The sequence below is a fragment of the Campylobacter sp. BCW_4338 genome (assembly GCF_001763255.1).
Classification (GTDB): Bacteria; Campylobacterota; Campylobacteria; order Campylobacterales; family Campylobacteraceae; genus Campylobacter_D; species Campylobacter_D jejuni.
Genome location: NZ_MJYJ01000014.1, coordinates 26646 through 44385, shown reverse-complemented (window position 1 = coordinate 44385; position 17740 = coordinate 26646). Strand labels below are relative to the sequence as shown.

Genomic DNA, 17740 nt, shown 5'->3' with positions numbered 1-17740 from the left:
TATTTAATAAAAATATTTCAATCTTTTTGGCTTGCATATAAAAACAAACTTTTTCCTAAAAAAGCTTTTTTTTACTAAGTTAATACTAAAATACCTTTTCTAGTTAAAAAGCTAAAATTTTAAATTTAGGAAAAGTTTTTATGAAATACCCTTTAGATTGTGAAGAAAATTTTGAAAAATCATTCTTATTTTGGCTAGCAAAATATGTAAAATTTAAACTCAACTCGCTATCTAACAAAGAATTAAAAAATCCACAAGCTTTAGCAGAAGTTAATTTTGCTCTTGCAAAAGGTGTAAAAAACATTGAAGAACTTGACGCTCTAGCAAAAAAAGCAAGAAATGCTGGTTTAAGTGGAGTTAATACTTATTTTAATCCTTTAAAAAAAGTATTTGAATATTTAAATTTTTACAAGCTTTACTCTTTAAAACAGATTGATGAAGAACTCATTGTAGAAGTTTTAGCAAGTATAACAGGTGCTTTATCAGATGCAAGTAAAAAAAATTACCGTATTGCTGTGATTAATTTTTTTGATTTTTTAGACAAGCAAAATGAAGAAGATGAAAAAGCGCATATTTTCAATATCAATCTTAAAAACTGGGCAGGTATAGCAGGTTCTAAAGGGGTAAAATTACCTGAATTTATGAGTGAAGAAGAACTTAAAAAATTTCTTGATGCTATTGAAAATGCAGATTTTAAAAACAATACCATACGCAATAAGCTTATTATTAAAATCATCATTTTTACAGGCATACGGGTAAGTGAAGCTATCAATATCAAAATGGGTGATATTAGTGAAGAAAACGATCTTTATATCATAAGAATAAGAGCTAAAGGCAATAAATATCGCGTTGTAATGATAAAAAAAGAACTTATTTACGATTTGCTGAAAAATGTAAGTATTAATTATATGAGTAAAGACGCCCTACTTTTCGTCAATAAAAAAGGCACTCCACTGACTCAATCTTATGTCAGTCGCATAGTAGAACAGCTTTTATTTCGTGCAGGAATTCGCAAACAAAAAAATGGCGCTCACATGTTGCGTCATACTTTTGCCACCCTACTTTATAAAAAGCAAAAAGATTTGGTTTTAGTTCAAGAAGCTTTAGGACATGCAAGTTTAAATACCTCAAGAATTTACACTCATTTTGATAATGATAAATTAAAACTTGCCGCACAGGTTGCAAAGGAATTAAGTGACTCTTGAAGACTACGCTGTTTTTGGTAAATATTTTTACCATGATTTAAAACACATTTTAAAAGCCTTTAACCACAAAGAAAGTAAAAAATGCTTTAAATTTATAGAAAAATATAAAAATGATTTTTATCTTTTAATGTTTGCTGATTATGAGCTATATAGATATTTTCAAGATAAAAATTTCACAAGCAAAAAAGCCTATTTGTCCGTATTTGCTTTTAAAAAAAGAAAAAAATTTCAAAAAGAATATATTGATGAAGAAAAATTTATTCCTAAATTTATAAATTTTTTAGATCAAGATAATTACAAAGAAAATTTCATCAAGGTTAAAGAGGCGATCTCCAAAGGAAGAGTTTATCAAATCAACCTCACTCAAAATTTTAAATTTCATAGCAAAATGGATTCTTTTGAACTTTTTAAACTTTTGCTTTCTAGACAAGACACCGAATTTAAAGCTTTTATAAAAGATGGAGCAAGAGAAATTTTGTCCTTCTCTCCTGAACTTTTCTTCAAAACCAAAAAAAGAAAAATATTTACAAAACCTATGAAGGGCACAATTAAGCGTGATAAAGATCCTATAAAAGATGAAGAAAATAAAACCTTCTTACAAAATGATACAAAAAATCTAAGTGAAAATGTTATGATTTGTGATCTTTTGCGTAATGATCTTTCAAAAATCATCACAAAAAAAAGCTTAAAAACTAAACTTTTTGAAATTCAAAGTCACCCTACTTTACATCAAATGACTTCAAGCGTACAAGGAAAACTTAAAAAAAATATTTCTTTATATCAAATTTTTAAAGCTCTCTTTCCTTGCGGTTCTATTACAGGTGCTCCAAAGATTGAAAGTATTAAATTTATTAAAGAATTAGAACAAAGAGAGCGTGGTATTTACTGCGGAACCATAGGTTTAATACATAAAAATAAAAATAAATTTAGCGTAGCCATACGCACCTTAGAAAAACAAGATGAAATTTATACTTATAGCACCGGTAGTGGCTTGGTTTGGGACTCAAATTTCAAAGATGAATTTGAAGAATTAAAACTTAAAAGCGCGATCTTAAATCCTTGTGATTTTCATCTTTTTGAAACCATGTATTTTAAAAATTCTCAAATTTTATTTTTAAAAGAGCATTTATTAAGGCTTATAAATTCAGCTCTTAAATTTAATTTTAATACTCACAACATCTTTAAAGATTTTTATAATATTTTAAATCAAAAAAGTTCTTATAAAGAATATCAAAATTTTACACTTTTTAAACTCGATGAAAAAATTTTCCACAAAAAACACTCTTTATTTTATAATTTTTCGCTACCCTTTAAAAATCCACACAAAGAAGGAATTTTAAAACTGATTTTATATAAAGACGGAAGATACGAATTTCAACAAAGTGCCTTAAAACAAAATTCAAACGATATTTTGCTTTTAAGTGATGATAAAATTAACTCAAAAAGTGACAATCTCTATCACAAAAGCTCTTTGCGTACTTTTTATAATCAACACTCATACAAATGGCATCAAAACTTGTGTTATGACATAGCTTTTTTTAACGAAAAAGATGAACTTTGCGAAGGTTCAAGAACCAATCTCATCTTAGAAAAAAACTCTCAATTTTATACTCCACAAATTCAAAGCGGTATGTTAAATGGCGTATATAGAAATTTCTTAATCAATCTTGGTTTGATAAAAGAAAAAGCATTATTTAAACAAGATTTATTTGAAGCAGAAAATATTTATTGTATTAATTCCGTGCGTGGTTTAAAAAAGGTAAAATTACAATGAAGAAAATTTTATTTATAGATAATTATGATTCTTTTAGTTATACCATCATCTATTATCTTAAAGAACTTGGTTTTGCATGTAAAGTGATAAAAAATGATGCCTTTAAAAAAGCTAAAGAATTAGAAAAATTTGATTTCACTCATCTTATCATCTCTCCTGGCCCTCATTCTCCCAAGGAATCTAAATTAAGCTTAAAAGCAATCAAATATTTTAAAAAAAATAAAAAAATTTTAGGTATATGTTTAGGACATCAGTGTATAGCTGAAGTTTTTGGCGGCAGGGTTTCTAAAATACAAAATCCCATGCATGGTAAAATTTCTAAACTTTATTTTAAAAAAGATCCTATTTTTAAGGGTATTAAAAAAGAAATTGAAATTTGCTTATATCATTCTTTGTATATTAGTTCTATGCCTAAAAAATGCAAAATTTTAGCTCATAATTCAGAAAATATTATTATGGCAATTAAACATAAAAAATATCCTATTTATGGATTGCAATTTCACCCCGAAGCGGTTTTAACTCAAAAAGGTAAAAAAATACTTAAAAACTTTATGAAGCTTTAGTCTTTTTTGCATTTAAAATATAAATATGAAAATCTAAAATAAAATATCCTTAAAATAATTATCATTAATATAAATTTATAAATAAAAAAACCGATAACAATATAAATTAATTTAAAAAGATTTAAGATGAAAATAGATACTTTGACAAAAAATTTTAGCAATTATCAAACACAAATAAACAAAGACAATGATTTGGTAAGTAATGTTCATAGTGACAATGTGGTTAAAATTCAAATTTCAGATGAAGCAAGAAGTTTAAGTCAAACAAATTCAAAAAATGAAAAAGAATATGAAATCAAAGTAAGTCAAGAAAAAATAGAAAACCACAAAGACCAAAATTCCATCCAAAGTAGCAAAGGTGGCGTAAATCCCGCATTAGAGGCTTTAATAGCAAAATTAGCTGAAATTTTAGCTAAAATTGCAGAACTTACTCAAAAAATGACAAACGCTAACGAACAAATGAAAACGACATTTCAAAAACAAATTGATGTGCTAAAATCTCAAGCAGATGTAATTCAAGCTCAAATTCAAGAACTCCAAAGCCAACAAGCTTGATTATATTTTTTCAAAAGTTTAAGAATGCTATAATGATGCATTTTTAAACTTTTTCAAGGAAAAATATGACTTATCTAGAAATCGAAGGCACAAATCATCTAAGCGGAAATGTTACAATAAGCGGAGCAAAAAATGCCGCCCTACCCTTGATTGTTTCAAGCATACTTGCCAAAAATGAAGTAAAAATCAACAATGTTCCTAATGTTGCTGATATAAAAACTCTTATATCTTTACTAGAAAATTTAGGAGCTAAGGTCAATTTTCAAAACAATAGTGCTTTATTAAACACAAACACTCTTAATCAAACTATAGCCAAATATGACATTGTGCGTAAAATGCGTGCTTCCATACTTACTCTAGGACCTTTACTTGCTCGTTTTGGACATTGTGAAGTATCTTTACCTGGAGGATGTGCTATAGGACAAAGACCTATTGACTTGCATCTTTTAGCCTTGGAAAAAATGGGGGCAAATATACAAATCAAACAAGGCTATGTCGTAGCTAGTGGAAATTTAAAAGGCAATGAAATTCTTTTTGATAAAATCACGGTTACAGGTAGCGAAAACATCATCATGGCAGCAGCTTTAGCTAAAGGTAAAACTAAACTCTTAAATGTTGCAAAAGAACCTGAAGTAGTTCAACTTTGCGAAGTTTTAAAAGACGCAGGACTTGAAATTAAAGGTATAGGTACAGATGAGCTTGAAATTTATGGTAGTGATGGGGAACTTTTAGAATTTAAAGAATTTAGCGTTATACCTGATAGAATTGAAGCAGGAACTTATCTTTGTGCAGGGGCTATTACAAATTCTAAAATTACTTTAGATAAAGTTAACGCCACTCATCTTAGTGCAGTTTTAGCAAAACTTCATCAAATGGGTTTTGAAACTTTGATTGCAGAAGATAGTATCACCCTACTTCCTGCTAAAGAAATTAAACCTGTAGAAATCATGACAAGTGAATATCCAGGCTTTCCAACCGATATGCAAGCGCAGTTTATGGCATTAGCCTTAAAAGCTAATGGAACTAGTATTATCGATGAAAGACTATTTGAAAATCGTTTCATGCATGTAAGTGAACTTTTAAGAATGGGCGCAGATATTAAACTCAATGGTCATATTGCTACTATAGTAGGTGGAAAAGAACTTAACGCTGCTGATGTCATGGCTACAGATTTGCGTGCTTCCTCAGCCCTTATCTTAGCGGCTCTTGCAGCCAAAGGCGCAAGCAAAGTCCATAGAATTTACCATCTTGATAGGGGTTATGAAAATTTGGAAGAAAAATTTAAAGGTTTAGGTGTAAAAATCACAAGGCTTGAAGAATGAAAAATATCTTTGAAACCTTAAAAGACTTAGAAGATCAAATTTCATGCTTAGATGAAAGTGAGCTTATTAGCCTTGAAAAAGCAAAAGATAGAATTTTAGCTAAAGATTTATACGCTAGAAAAAATCTACCCAGTTTTGACAATGCTGCTCTTGATGGCTATGCTTTTAATTATACTGATATCAATGAGGCTTTGGAGATTAAAGGAGCTATTTTTGCAGGAGATAAAAATTTTTATACAGTTGCTAAAAATGAATGCTATAAAATCATGACAGGGGCTAAAATGCCCAAAAATGCTGATACTATCTTAATGTTAGAAGATGAGTATATAGAAGAAAATAAACTCATCATTAAAAAAGCCCCTAAACAATACAATGCCTATCGCTATAAAGGCGAAGAATTAAAAAAAGGTGAAATTTTACTTCAAAAAGGCACCAAACTTAATGATAAACATATCGCCCTGCTTGCTTCTCAAGGACTTTATAAAATAGAAGTCATAAGAAAAATTCGCATAGGTATTTTTTCAAGTGGAAATGAGCTAAAAGAACCTTGGCAAGAATGTGATGAAGAAAGTATTTATAATGCCAATGCTTTGCCTTTACTAACCATGCTTCAAAATGCTTCTTATTTAGGTATTATCAAAGATAATTTTAAAAGCACTAAAGAGGCTTTAGAAAATACAAATTTTGATCTTTTAATCACTTCAGGGGGTGCAAGCGTTGGCGAGGCTGATTTTATGGAAAAAGCTTTAGATGAATTAGGCTTTACTCCGCTTTTTAAAGGTTTAAAAGCACGCCCTGCAAGGCCTACTAAGCTTTATCAAAAGGGTAAAAATTTCGTATTGATTTTACCAGGAAATCCTATGGCAGCTTATCTTTCTTGTTTTATTTTTGCTAAAAAAATCATTGATTTATTAAGTGGAAACCTAGATAATCCTTTAACATTTTACGCCAAAATGGGTATGGATTTAAAGCTTAAAAGTGGAAGAAATAATCTCATCTTAGGAAATTTAGAAAAAGATATTTTTACACCATTTAATGAAAACAAATTTGGCTCTGGTATGATACTTCCACTTATTAAAAGTGAGTTTTTACTTATAAGCGAAGAAAATACAAGCGAATTAAAAAAAGGTGATGAAATCACGCTTTTAAAAATATAATGTTTGTGTTTTTCACAAACATTAGCTTAATTTATCCTCATCGTCATGATCATGGATATATTGTTCATCATTGTCCAAGGTATCAACAAAACGCCCTATCCTTTCCCAGCGAACATTTTTATCTTTATCCCAAGAGAAATATACAAACCAAGGTTTACCTACTATCAAACTATAAGGAACAGAACCCCAAAAACGACTATCATAAGAATAATCGCGATTATCACCCATCATGAAATACTCATTTTCAGGTACATCAAAAACATAAGCATTTCCGCCGCTAAAACCTATATGATTTCCAAGTTCTTTAATATAAGTTGGAGACATAGCAAAATCACCTATGCTAAGAAAGCGCAAGATATCACTTTCTATATCTTTTTTTGGATCATAATGAATACCTTTTTGTTTATAAGGTTCTTTTACATAAATTTGCCCTCCAAGAGTAACAAGATCATTTGGATAATGTTCTTTCATAAAATCATCACCTTCATGCATTCTCACATAAAGTGTTTTATTTGCGTAAACCATCCTATCTCCTCCTGTACCTACACAACGCTTTACAAAGTGTTCTTTTTCATTTCTAGGGTTTCTAAAAACAACTATATCTCCTCTTTGTGGCCCTTGTGCTTTTATCAAATGTCCATTTTTATTAAAATCCGGCAAAACAGGAATTTCCAACCAAGGAATATGAGGAGTTGGGATACCATAGCTAAATTTTTTAACAAATAAAAAATCCCCCACTAATAAGGTGTTTTTCATAGAACCAGAAGGAATAACAAAAGCTTGTATAAAGAAAAAAATCACCAAAAGAACAATAACTACAGTTCCAGTCCAAGACTGCGAAAATTTATATAATCTCTTTAAAATTTCCATAGATTTTCCCTAATTAAGTCTATTTTTAGCAGATTTAACTGTGTTTTCTAAAAGCATGGCTATAGTCATAGGACCTACTCCACCTGGAACAGGAGTTATATAACTAGATTTTTTAGATACCTCTTCAAAATCTACATCTCCAACTATCTTTCCACTTTCAAGACGATTGATTCCAACATCAACAACAATCACTCCTTCTTTTACCATATCTGATCGAAGTAAATTCACACAACCTGCTGCTACTATAATCAAATCAGCCTGTCTAGTATAAAGGCTCAAATCTTTGGTTTTAATATGACAAACGCTTACTGTAGCTCCAGCGTTTAAAAGCATAGTAGCCATAGGACGACCTACTATATTTGAAGCACCTATAATAACAGCGTCTTTTCCTTCTAAATCAACTTCATAAGCCTTTAAAAGCTTCATAACTCCAAGTGGAGTACAAGGCAAAAACCCACTTTCTAAGCCTAAATTTAAATATCCTACATTAATAGGATGAAAACCATCAACATCTTTACTACTTATAATACTTTCAAGTATTAAATCTTTACAAATATGATCAGGTAAGGGAAGCTGAACCAAAATTCCATGAACACTATCATCGTGATTTAAGGTATTAATCAATGCCAAAAGTTCATTTTGTGTAGTATTTTCATTAAGATGATAAACTAAAGATTTAATTCCACATTCTTCACAGGCTTTAGCCTTAGATTTTACATAAGTTTGACTTGCAGGATTATCTCCAACTAAGATAACAGCTAAACAGCTTTCAATCCCTTTGCTTTTCAAAAATTGATTTTTTTCTTTTAATTCTTCTTTGATTTTTGCGCTTAAAGCTTTACCATCAAGTAAAGTCATTATTTTCCTTCTATAAATTTAATCACTTTTTTAAAGTAAAAATTGTATCATATTAAAACTTCATTAACAAGGTGAAACTTTGAAAATTGTTTTAATGTTTTTTTTATTTAATATCAGTCTTTTTGGTGCTGATTTTATTACTCTTAAAGAATACTCTAAAATGCTTTATGAAAATCCAAGAGGCATTAGTTGTAAAGAATGTCATGGAGCAGATGGAAGCGAACAAATTTTAGGATATTATATGAAAAATGGTATTAAAACAGCTTATAAAGTTCCAAGTATACAAAATCTTAGTTTTGAGAATTTTAAAAATTCTCTTAATCAGAGTAAAGACGCAAAATCAATCATGCCAAATTACTCTTTAACAAATGATGAAATTGTAACTTTATATAATTACATCAAGCAATTTAGCAAGGAAGAAAAATGACAAACAAAAAAGCTTTTAAAGAAGCGTGTAAATTCATCGCAGGTGGTGTAAATTCTCCAGTTCGTGCTTTTGCAAATGTTCAAAGTGAGCCAAAATTTATTTCCCATGGAAAAGGTGCTTATATTTTCGATATAGATGGAAATTCTTATATAGACTATGTTCAAAGCTGGGGGCCTTTACTTTTTGGACATTGCGATAAAGATATACAAAAAGCTTGTCAAAAAGCACTTCATAAAGGTTCAAGTTTTGGAGCTCCAACTTTATTAGAAACTGAACTTGCCAAGCTTGTTTTATCTGATTTTCCTCATTTAGAAAAGATCCGCTTTGTAAGTAGCGGAACAGAAGCAACCATGAGTGCTATTCGTCTTGCCCGTGGTTTTACTAAAAAAGATAAAATTTTAAAATTTGAAGGATGTTATCACGGGCATTCTGATTCATTATTAGTGAGTGCAGGAAGTGGTGCTGCTACTTTTAACTCTCCTAGTTCTTTAGGTGTTTTAGAAGATGTAGCTAAACACACTTTAGTAGCAAAATATAATGATATAAATAGCGTTAAAGAACTTTTTGAAAAAAATAAAGATATTGCATGTGTTATCATTGAGCCTATTGCTGGAAATATGGGGTTAGTTCCAGCTAAACAAGATTTTTTAGAAGAACTTGCTAAGATCTGTAAAAACAATCAAACTCTGCTGATTTTTGATGAAGTAATGAGTGGATATAGAGCATCTTACCTTGGTTCCTATGGAATCAATCATATCCAAGCAGATATAATTACTTTTGGTAAGGTAATAGGAGGCGGTCTACCTGCAGCAGCATTTGCTTCTAGAGCTGAAATTATGAATATTTTAAGTCCTTTGGGTGGAGTCTATCAAGCAGGAACTTTAAGTGGAAATCCCTTGGCAATGGCTGCAGGCATAGCAAGTCTTACAAAAGCCAAAAAGAAAACCAAGCTTTATGACAAGCTTGGAAAATTAGCAAAAAAACTTACCCAAGGAATGAAAAAATTAGCAGATGAAAAAGGACTTCCGCTACAAGTTTGTCATGTAGGTTCTATGTTTGGATACTTTTTCACCAAAAATCCTGTATCAAACTACCAAGATGCATTAAAATCTGATCTAGCATTATTTTCAAAATTTCACAAAAATATGCTTGAAAATGGAATTTATTTAGCGCCTTCTCAATTTGAAACAGGCTTTATATGTTCAAAAATGGATGATAAAATTGTAGATACAACATTAGAAGCTGTTAGGGAAAGCTTTAAAAGAATATGAGCAATATTTCAAAAGAAGAAAAAAATCACTTAGAAAATTCCAACAGCAAAAGACAAAAAATCATTCGCAAAACTCTTGAAGCTGCGGATGGTTTAAGTCTTGGCATCTCTATGGTTGTTGCTGTATTTATAGGTGTGGGAATAGGATATTTACTTAAAAAATTTACTCCTTATCCTTGGCTTTTTTGGCTTGGAGTTTTTTGGGGGATCAGTGCTGCCATACTTAATGTTTACAAAGCTTATAAAGTTCAAGTAAAAAGCTATGAAGAATTTAAAGAAAGAGATGAGTTGATCAAAGAAAAAATTCAAAAAGAAAAGAATAAATAATGGAACATAAAAAAGCTCTATTTTGTATTTTTGCCATTATTCATTTATTTTTTTGGATCATATTTTCATTATTAAATCATTTTAAATTAGATACATTTTTAAGCTATGAAATAGCTTTTTTTAGTGTTTTATTGATTATTTTTGCTTCTTATTTAAATTATAAAAAAGTCATTATAAAAAAATCAAAAAATTATGAAAAAGATTTTAATTTCATTTCATCGCTTTTTATCAAAAAAAAACAAAATTTATCAAAAATTATTCATTTTAAAGTTCTAAAAGACGATTTAAAGCCAAATATTAAAGAGAAAATCCATTTTTTTACTATGTTTTTTACTCTCTTTAAATTGATGGCTTATGTAATATTGGTTGCTGGATTTTTATTTTTACATCGCCAAGATAAATTAGATATCTTTGCTTATATTTGTGGAATTTCATCCTTGCTAGTTTGTGTGTTTATTTTTATTTTATATATAAAAAAGTATGAGTCCAAAAAAAATTATTAAATCAATGACAGCACTTTTTGCTGGTATGGCATTTTTATTTGCAGGTAATGCCTTGATAGTAAGCTCTATAGGTGTTATATTAAAAGAAAACGGAGAAAGTTCTTTAGCTGTTGGAGTAGTAAGTTCTTGTTTTTTTATAGGCGCTCTTGTTGGAACCATCAGTGCTCATAAAATTATTTCTCGTATAGGTCATATACGCTCTTTTGGGCTATTTGGGGCTATTTTTGGAATTTCAGCTATGCTTCATACAGTAAGCGAAAATCTTATTTTTTGGGCTGTTTTAAGATTTTTCATAGGAATTTGCTACTATGGTCTTTTAATGGTCATAGAATCATGGCTTAATGAAAAAAGCAAAAATGCCATTCGATCTAGAATTTTAGGTTTTTATGAAATTGTTTTTTATCTTGCATTTGGTATTGGAGTTTTAATCATAGCGTTAAATTTAAGCAAACATAGTGTATTTATCCTCAGTGCAACTTTAATTTTACTTTCATCTTTACCTTTAAATCTAATTAAAATCAAAGAACCTGTTTTGCCCGCATCAAGTCCTATTTCTATACCTAAAATTTTTGATATAGCTCCTTTAGCTATCGTCACAAGCTTTATAGCCGGAATGCTTATAAATGGCTTTTTTTCTATGGCATCTTTATTTATACTTTTGCAAGGTTTTGATACAAAAGCGGTTTCTTATTTTATATTTTGTGGGGTTTTAGGTGGTTTTATTGCACAAACCATCATAGGAACTATTTCAGATAAACTTGGTCGCAAATTTGCCATTATCACTTGCGCAAGCATAGGATTTATCACTATGCTTATATTTATCTTTTTTAAACTTCATTTGTATATGCAATATTTTTTAGGAATTACTCTTGGTATAGGAATATTTTGTTTATATGCTTTAGCACTTGCTAGAGCAAATGATGTTTTAGTAAGCAAAAATAAAGGCGTAGAGTTAGGTCGTGGGGTTCTTTTTTGCTATTCTTTGGGCTCTTTGTTTGGCCCTTTAATTTTAGGTTTTTTAATGCAATACTTTGAAATCAAAGGTTTTATATGGTTTTATATAGTTTCTTTAGCATTTTTAATTCTTTTTGCTATCAATAAACCAAATATTTTAAATAAAAAATTTAAGAAAAAGCCTGGAAATATGGTGATATTTGATGATTAATACTCAACTAGCAAGTCAAATTGCCAATACGCAAAAAAATGATTTAAAAGTAGATAACTCTACTTCAAAAGATAAAACAAATTTAAAGGACAATCCAAAAGAAGCACTTGCGCAAGCTTTAAAGCAAAATTTAGGTTTAAGCAAGGACGCTAGCAGTGAAGAAATACTAGCAAAATTTGTTCAAAATGAAACAGGCACCAAATTAAAAGAACTTGTTAATAAACTTTTAGATCAAATCAATGCTCAAAAAAACCCCGATTCCCCTGTGCTTAAACAAGGAAAAAATTTAAATTTAGCTCCTAATTTTGCTAATGAATTAAAAACTTTAAGCACAGAACTTGCAAAAAGCGATACTTTTACACAAGTTTTAGACAGATTAAATCAAATTTTAAAACCTGCCAGTGAAATAAAAAACAACAACTTAGCTCCTTTGTTTAAAAATTCAGGCGTATTTTTAGAAGCTAAATTAAAAGATGCCCTAAACGAAGAATTGCTGCCCAAAAGTTTTCACTCTCTTTTAAGTACAATCAAAGGTCTTAGTAGTGAAAAACTAAGTATTCAGATAGCCCAACTTGCAAATGCAAATTTAAACCCAAAAGACACTTTAAAAGAATTAAAAAATATTATTAATTCTAGCAAAAATGAAAATAAGCAAATTTTAAATCAAAGTTCTTTTAAAGCACTTTTAAATTTAAGTTCTAAATTGGAAAATTTTAAAAATTATATAAGTAAAAATCCCAGTCATGCTCAAGAAAAAATCACCCCTATGGCTAATAAAATTTTAAAAGAATTAAATTCCATCAAAAATGATTTTTTCAAAGCTCTTAATAAGCCAGAAAATTTAATGATAAAAGATCCAAACATCCTTAAGCAAACTGCTACCGCCTTTGAAAAACTTGAAAATACTTTAAAAAATATACTAGGCAATCAAGCTTCTAAAATACAAGATAAAGAAAATATTTTAGAAAATCTTTTAAGTAACAAAGAAAATATCAAAGAAGAAAAACTTAATCATAACACAAAAAACCAAGATGAAGAAAAACATATAAAAGCATCAAAAGAAGAAAATCTCACAGATGATACCAAGCAAGATTCAAAATTAGATTCTGATATAAAAACCCACGAAGAAGATACCCAAGATACAAAAAATGATATTCAAAACAATGAAACAGAAAATAATCCAGACAATGATATAAAAAATTCTACTCCAAACCAAGAAAAAATTAAAGATGAAAAACAAGAAAAATCAAAAGAAAATATCAAAGAAAATCCAAAATTTTATGAAACAAAAACAGAAAACAAAACTTCAATCAATACAAATAATCCTAACACAAACAATATGCAAAATTTAAATAATTCTCAAAATATTCAATCTAACAATAACCAAACTATGCAAAATATTTTTAAAAATCAGGAATTTATAAAACAAAATATTGTAAAAAATTTAGCATTTAATGTAGAAAATTTAGATCTAGAACAAGTGCAAGATTTAAGTAAAAATTTAAGCAATCTTTCTCGTAGACTTAATGAAAGCTTAAAAGAACTTGAACCTTATACTCAAAATGCCAAACTGAATCAAGCAGAACTTAAAAATCTCGAACACAAACTCAATCTTTCTACCAAAGATCTAGCGCAAATTAAACCAAAAACAGAACAAGATATAGCTGAATCTTTACATCATGATGTAAAATCAACACTTTTGCAAATTTCAAATTTAGCTAAAAATGAAGGCAATGAAGCTATATATAATCAAGCTAATCGTCTTTTAGCGCAAATTGAAATCAATCAGCTTATGTCTTTAGCTAATGATTCTATCAATACTTATCTGCCTTTTTCTTGGGATGATTTAAATGATTCTAAAATTATGTTTAGACGCGGAAAAAAGGATAAATTTTTTGCTCAAATTAAACTCGAATTTGCAAAACTTGGGGATTTGGAAATTCTTATTTCTTTAAATAATGAAAAATATATAGATATTAATATTATGGCAGAAAATATTGAATTTAGAAAAACCATCTATGAAAATGCCCATGAGCTTAAAAGAAATATCAATAAAGCAGGACTTTTAAGTGCAAATTTCTTTGTAGGTGATATCATAAGAAGTAAATTTGATACTAGAAATATGAAAAATTTAGATCTTGAAATGGGTATGGATAAAAAAGTATGAGCAAAATCAAAAGATCGATTAAAAAAGCTGTAGCTCTAGGCTATCAAAAAGAAAAAAACTCTGCCCCAAAAGTGCTTGCAAGTGGCAAAGGTGAAAGTGCTGCTAAAATTATTTCTTTAGCCAAGGAACACGGAGTTCCCATTAAAGAAGATGAAGATTTAATAGAAATTTTAAGCAAGCTTGACTTAGGTGATGAAATTCCACCTAATATGTATAAAGCTGTAGCTGAAGTTTTTGCCTTTATCTATCAAATGGCAAATAAAACTCCTAAAAACTAATCCGCTATTTTTTCTCCAAATTTAATACCCTGCCCTGCTTTTAAATTAAAAGTTAAAAGTCCTTTTTGAGAGATTAAAACTATAGTAGAACCCAGTTCAAAATTTCCTAGTTCTTCGCCTTTTTTTAGATTTAAATTTTCATATTTTCTAGTAAAATTATGAGAAATTTTAGCATTGGTTTGTATGCTTATATCAAAATTAAAACGCATTTTTCCTACATTTTGCGCTCCTACAAAAACAAGCCAAAAAATACCTTTTTCATTTTGACATTTTAAACTCACTCTTTCATTTTTTACATACAAATTACTAATGCGTTCTAAATGCTTTTCATTTACACTATAAAGGGCGCCACTTGTGTAAGTTGCACTCAAAATTTGCATATCACAAGGGCTGTGATAACGATGATAATCTTTTGGAGAAAGATAGATATTGACATAATCAAGCCCATTTTTAAGCTCATCTTTTTCAAAGCTATCTTTTAAAAGCTCCTCAACGCTATAAGTATGCCCTTTTATAGAAAAAGCAAAATGTTCTTCATTTGCCAAAAAAGTACTTCCACACTCTAAAATTTTACCATCACTTGGACTGATAAAACCTTCTTCAAGTTTCCTTGGAATGTGAAAAGTTCTTGTAAAAAGAGCATTTAAACTCTCGTATTCACAAGGAGCTTTAAATTCACTCATATCGATATTAAAATACTTAACATAATTTTCATTAATAACTTTTTGTATCATTTTGGGAAATTTAATCCCCGCTACAAAACCAAAAAGCCTCGAACTTTCTTTTGAAAAACTCATTTTTTTCCTTTTAAATTTAAAATCACTATTTCACTCGGAGCAAAAACTCTAAGACTTGGCCCCCAAAATCCTGCTCCACTACTCACATAAAGCTTAGTTTTTTCTCCTAAATCATAAAGCCCATGAACAAAACCTTGCTGAAGTTTAACTAAAAACATAAAAGGGAAAATTTGCCCTCCATGCGTATGCCCACTTAAAACAAGGTCAAAATCACTTAAATCATAAAGTAAAGCTGTTTTGGGTTGATGTGTGAGTAAAATACTAGCTTTACTTGTATTTAAATCCACTTTTATTCTTGCTAAATCAGGAGCATATAAACCCTTATCAAGTCCGGCTAAATCTCCAAGTCCAGCAATATTTATAAAACCTAAATCTAAATTTTGATTGACTAAAATTTTCATATTAGTATGTTTTCTAAGTAAATCCAAAACTTTATTGATACCATGATAATACTCATGATTTCCCAAGGCATAAAAAGTTCCATAAGTGGAATTAAAATCATTAAGTTTTGAGATGTAATTTTTTAAATCTTTAGGATTAGTATCAATCAGATCTCCTACTATTACAACCATATCAGGACTTTGCAAATTCACTTTAGTGATGAGCTTATCTAAAAAATTTTCATGCAAATTTTTACCCAAATGTATATCAGTAAGCATGACAATTTTTAAATCTTGTTTAAGATTTGGTATTTCAACATCAACACTCTTTACTTCAGGTGTTTTTAGAGCATTATTTATACTTATATAAATTAAAAACACACTTAAAACTATAAGAGAAAGCTCAAAAATCAAACGCAAAATAAGATTATATTTTTTATCTCTTTTACCCATAAGAGCTAAAATCAATTTAATAAAATCCCAAGCTAAAGTCATAAAAAACAAACAATAAGTCGGCGCATAAAGCATGGCTAAAATTTCATACCAAGTATCACTTAAATATTCATCTCTACGAAATATTAAAAACACAGCTTGGGCTAAAAAAAGCACAATAAAAATAAAGGCAAAAATTTTATAAAAATACTTGAAAAGAGTAATTTTCTTGATTAATCTTTTATAAATATAAACATTTGCTAAGCCAAAAATCAATAATACAATGAAAGAAAAAATTAAAAATATCATAAAAGTATTATAACCAAGTAAAATTAAATATCCGTATAAATTTTTCTGTTATAATAAACTTTTAAATAATTTTAAAGGCTATAAAATGTACCGTTTTGCACCTTCTCCCACAGGTGATATGCACATAGGAAATTTACGCGCAGCAATTTTTAACTATATCTGTGCAAGACAAAAAAATATGGATTTTATCTTACGTATTGAAGATACTGATAAGGCTAGAAATATAGCAGGAAAAGAAGAAGAAATCAAAGAAATTTTAAATCTTTTTGGTATTTCATGGCAGCATTACTATATACAAAGTGAAAATTTAAAATTCCATCGCCAAATGGCTTTAAAACTTGTAAGTGAAAAAAAAGCTTTTGCTTGTTTTTGTACTGAAGAAGAACTTGAAGCAAAAAAAGAGCTAGCTAAAAAACAAGGTAAAGCTTATCGCTACGATGGCACTTGTGAAAAACTAGCCGATATCGATGTTTTAGAATGTGAAAAACCCTTTGTTATCCGTCTTAAAAAACCTACTCACACTATGAAATTTACAGATTTTATCAAAGGTGAATTAAGTTTTAAACCTGAAAACATAGACTCTTTTGTGATTATGAGAACGGATAAAACTCCAACTTATAATTTTGCTTGTGCGGTTGATGATATGCTTGAAAATGTTACTTGTATTATACGCGGAGAAGATCATGTTTCAAACACTCCAAAACAAGAACATATCCGCGCAAGTTTAGACTATAATAAAGCCATAACTTATGCGCACTTGCCTATCATTTTAAACGAAGAAGGTGTTAAAATGAGCAAAAGAGAAGCACATTCTTCTGTAAAATGGCTACTTGAAAGTGGAATTTTACCTAGTGCAATCGCAAATTATCTGATCATGCTAGGCAATAAAACTCCTTGTGAAATTTTTACCTTAGAAGAAGCTATAAAATGGTTTGATATTTCTAAAGTTTCAAAAGCTCCCGCAAGATTTGATCTTAAAAAACTCTTACAAATCAATCGTGAACATATCAAAATGATCAAAGATGATGAGCTTAATAAAATTTTAGATTTAAACAAAGATCTTGCACAACTTACTAAATTTTACACTCAAGAAGCAAGCACCATAAAAGAACTTAAAGAAAAAATGCGAGCTATTTTTAGCACAAAAGACTTTGGCGAGTTTGAAGTAGAATGTAAAATTTTAAAAGAACTCTTAAAAGATATTGAACTTTTTGAAAACTATGAAGATTTTAAAAATGAACTTTTAAGCAAAAGCGACTTAAAAGGTAAAAAATTTTTCATGCCTTTAAGGATAATTTTAACAGGAAATATTCACGGACCTGAGCTTAGCGATCTTTATCCTTATATTAAAAATTTTATTCACGAATTAGCAAGGATTTAA

At 29.2% G+C, this 17740-nt stretch carries 18 protein-coding genes; 14 read left to right on the top strand and 4 right to left on the bottom strand.

Features of this window, described 5'->3' with window-relative positions:
- The first annotated feature begins 140 nt into the window (after positions 1-140).
- The 6 genes from AJN69_RS01170 to AJN69_RS01145 all read left to right on the top strand — a co-directional run bounded on the left by AJN69_RS01170 (position 141) and on the right by AJN69_RS01145 (position 6576).
- Complete coding sequence (locus tag AJN69_RS01170) at positions 141-1205, top strand: tyrosine-type recombinase/integrase (RefSeq protein WP_070274811.1); 1065 nt, start codon at positions 141-143, stop codon at positions 1203-1205.
- Complete coding sequence (locus AJN69_RS01165) at positions 1195-2979, top strand: bifunctional chorismate-binding protein/class IV aminotransferase (RefSeq protein WP_070274812.1); 1785 nt, start codon at positions 1195-1197, stop codon at positions 2977-2979. The genes AJN69_RS01170 and AJN69_RS01165 overlap by 11 nt, the downstream gene beginning before the upstream one ends.
- Positions 2976-3542 carry an aminodeoxychorismate/anthranilate synthase component II gene (locus AJN69_RS01160; protein WP_070239636.1) on the top strand — a complete coding sequence of 189 codons (567 nt, stop codon included), beginning with the start codon at positions 2976-2978 and terminating at the stop codon, positions 3540-3542. The genes AJN69_RS01165 and AJN69_RS01160 overlap by 4 nt, the downstream gene beginning before the upstream one ends.
- A 126-nt stretch (positions 3543-3668) precedes the next feature.
- The gene (gene fspA2 / locus AJN69_RS01155) at positions 3669-4097 is read left to right on the top strand and encodes a flagellum-secreted nonflagellar protein FspA2 (RefSeq protein ID WP_070233343.1); all 429 of its coding nucleotides are present in this window, start codon (positions 3669-3671) and stop codon (positions 4095-4097) included.
- Between the two features lie 65 nt (positions 4098-4162).
- On the top strand, positions 4163-5419 hold the full coding sequence (murA, locus tag AJN69_RS01150) for a UDP-N-acetylglucosamine 1-carboxyvinyltransferase (protein WP_070210081.1): 1257 nt from the start codon (positions 4163-4165) through the stop codon (positions 5417-5419).
- Complete coding sequence (locus AJN69_RS01145) at positions 5416-6576, top strand: molybdopterin molybdotransferase MoeA (RefSeq protein WP_070210082.1); 1161 nt, start codon at positions 5416-5418, stop codon at positions 6574-6576. Before murA ends, AJN69_RS01145 begins: the two co-directional genes overlap by 4 nt.
- Before the next feature lie 21 nt (positions 6577-6597).
- Here the strand turns inward: AJN69_RS01145 and lepB are convergent, their stop codons facing one another.
- Both lepB and folD read right to left on the bottom strand, forming a co-directional pair.
- The gene (gene lepB, locus AJN69_RS01140; protein WP_070210083.1) at positions 6598-7446 is read right to left on the bottom strand and encodes a signal peptidase I; all 849 of its coding nucleotides are present in this window, start codon (positions 7444-7446) and stop codon (positions 6598-6600) included.
- 9 nt (positions 7447-7455) lie between these two features.
- Positions 7456-8304 carry a bifunctional methylenetetrahydrofolate dehydrogenase/methenyltetrahydrofolate cyclohydrolase FolD gene (gene folD, locus AJN69_RS01135; protein ID WP_070210084.1) on the bottom strand — a complete coding sequence of 283 codons (849 nt, stop codon included), beginning with the start codon at positions 8302-8304 and terminating at the stop codon, positions 7456-7458.
- Between the two features lie 79 nt (positions 8305-8383).
- Between folD and AJN69_RS01130 the strand changes: the two genes are divergently transcribed.
- The 7 genes from AJN69_RS01130 to AJN69_RS01100 are packed head-to-tail and all read left to right on the top strand — an operon-like array spanning position 8384 to position 14441.
- Positions 8384-8731, top strand: coding sequence for a c-type cytochrome (locus AJN69_RS01130; protein WP_070210085.1), 348 nt, complete (start codon positions 8384-8386; stop codon positions 8729-8731).
- Positions 8728-10002, top strand: a complete 1275-nt coding sequence (hemL, locus tag AJN69_RS01125; protein ID WP_070287793.1) for a glutamate-1-semialdehyde 2,1-aminomutase — start codon at positions 8728-8730, stop codon at positions 10000-10002. The genes AJN69_RS01130 and hemL overlap by 4 nt, the downstream gene beginning before the upstream one ends.
- On the top strand, positions 9999-10328 hold the full coding sequence (locus AJN69_RS01120) for an AtpZ/AtpI family protein (protein ID WP_070274817.1): 330 nt from the start codon (positions 9999-10001) through the stop codon (positions 10326-10328). Before hemL ends, AJN69_RS01120 begins: the two co-directional genes overlap by 4 nt.
- Complete coding sequence (locus tag AJN69_RS01115) at positions 10328-10831, top strand: hypothetical protein (RefSeq protein ID WP_070210087.1); 504 nt, start codon at positions 10328-10330, stop codon at positions 10829-10831. The genes AJN69_RS01120 and AJN69_RS01115 overlap by 1 nt, the downstream gene beginning before the upstream one ends.
- Positions 10809-11996, top strand: a complete 1188-nt coding sequence (locus tag AJN69_RS01110) for an MFS transporter (RefSeq protein ID WP_070233337.1) — start codon at positions 10809-10811, stop codon at positions 11994-11996. The genes AJN69_RS01115 and AJN69_RS01110 overlap by 23 nt, the downstream gene beginning before the upstream one ends.
- Positions 11989-14163, top strand: coding sequence for a flagellar hook-length control protein FliK (locus tag AJN69_RS01105; RefSeq protein WP_070239623.1), 2175 nt, complete (start codon positions 11989-11991; stop codon positions 14161-14163). Before AJN69_RS01110 ends, AJN69_RS01105 begins: the two co-directional genes overlap by 8 nt.
- Positions 14160-14441, top strand: coding sequence for a FlhB-like flagellar biosynthesis protein (locus AJN69_RS01100; RefSeq protein WP_002852641.1), 282 nt, complete (start codon positions 14160-14162; stop codon positions 14439-14441). Before AJN69_RS01105 ends, AJN69_RS01100 begins: the two co-directional genes overlap by 4 nt.
- On the opposite strand, the gene AJN69_RS01095 is transcribed toward AJN69_RS01100, so the two are convergent.
- Together AJN69_RS01095 and AJN69_RS01090 are read right to left on the bottom strand one after the other, a co-directional pair.
- Entirely contained in the window at positions 14438-15238 is an 801-nt protein-coding gene (locus AJN69_RS01095; protein WP_070239620.1) for a phosphatidylserine decarboxylase, read from the bottom strand. The two genes, AJN69_RS01100 and AJN69_RS01095, sit on opposite strands and share 4 nt — an antisense overlap.
- Positions 15235-16359 carry a metallophosphoesterase gene (locus tag AJN69_RS01090; protein ID WP_070233334.1) on the bottom strand — a complete coding sequence of 375 codons (1125 nt, stop codon included), beginning with the start codon at positions 16357-16359 and terminating at the stop codon, positions 15235-15237. Before AJN69_RS01090 ends, AJN69_RS01095 begins: the two co-directional genes overlap by 4 nt.
- 85 nt (positions 16360-16444) lie before the next feature.
- Between AJN69_RS01090 and gltX the strand changes: the two genes are divergently transcribed.
- Complete coding sequence (gltX, locus tag AJN69_RS01085; protein ID WP_070239618.1) at positions 16445-17740, top strand: glutamate--tRNA ligase; 1296 nt, start codon at positions 16445-16447, stop codon at positions 17738-17740.

Coding starts and splice junctions, on each gene's coding strand:
- AJN69_RS01115 (WP_070210087.1), top strand. CDS start 10,328: ATGGAACATAAAAAAGCTCTATTTTGTATTTTTGCCATTATTCATTTA.
- AJN69_RS01110 (WP_070233337.1), top strand. CDS start 10,809: ATGAGTCCAAAAAAAATTATTAAATCAATGACAGCACTTTTTGCTGGT.
- AJN69_RS01090 (WP_070233334.1), bottom strand. CDS start 16,359: ATGATATTTTTAATTTTTTCTTTCATTGTATTATTGATTTTTGGCTTA.
- AJN69_RS01170 (WP_070274811.1), top strand. CDS start 141: ATGAAATACCCTTTAGATTGTGAAGAAAATTTTGAAAAATCATTCTTA.
- hemL (WP_070287793.1), top strand. CDS start 8,728: ATGACAAACAAAAAAGCTTTTAAAGAAGCGTGTAAATTCATCGCAGGT.
- lepB (WP_070210083.1), bottom strand. CDS start 7,446: ATGGAAATTTTAAAGAGATTATATAAATTTTCGCAGTCTTGGACTGGA.
- AJN69_RS01160 (WP_070239636.1), top strand. CDS start 2,976: ATGAAGAAAATTTTATTTATAGATAATTATGATTCTTTTAGTTATACC.
- AJN69_RS01120 (WP_070274817.1), top strand. CDS start 9,999: ATGAGCAATATTTCAAAAGAAGAAAAAAATCACTTAGAAAATTCCAAC.
- fspA2 (WP_070233343.1), top strand. CDS start 3,669: ATGAAAATAGATACTTTGACAAAAAATTTTAGCAATTATCAAACACAA.
- gltX (WP_070239618.1), top strand. CDS start 16,445: ATGTACCGTTTTGCACCTTCTCCCACAGGTGATATGCACATAGGAAAT.
- AJN69_RS01145 (WP_070210082.1), top strand. CDS start 5,416: ATGAAAAATATCTTTGAAACCTTAAAAGACTTAGAAGATCAAATTTCA.
- AJN69_RS01105 (WP_070239623.1), top strand. CDS start 11,989: ATGATTAATACTCAACTAGCAAGTCAAATTGCCAATACGCAAAAAAAT.
- AJN69_RS01100 (WP_002852641.1), top strand. CDS start 14,160: ATGAGCAAAATCAAAAGATCGATTAAAAAAGCTGTAGCTCTAGGCTAT.
- murA (WP_070210081.1), top strand. CDS start 4,163: ATGACTTATCTAGAAATCGAAGGCACAAATCATCTAAGCGGAAATGTT.
- AJN69_RS01095 (WP_070239620.1), bottom strand. CDS start 15,238: ATGAGTTTTTCAAAAGAAAGTTCGAGGCTTTTTGGTTTTGTAGCGGGG.
- folD (WP_070210084.1), bottom strand. CDS start 8,304: ATGACTTTACTTGATGGTAAAGCTTTAAGCGCAAAAATCAAAGAAGAA.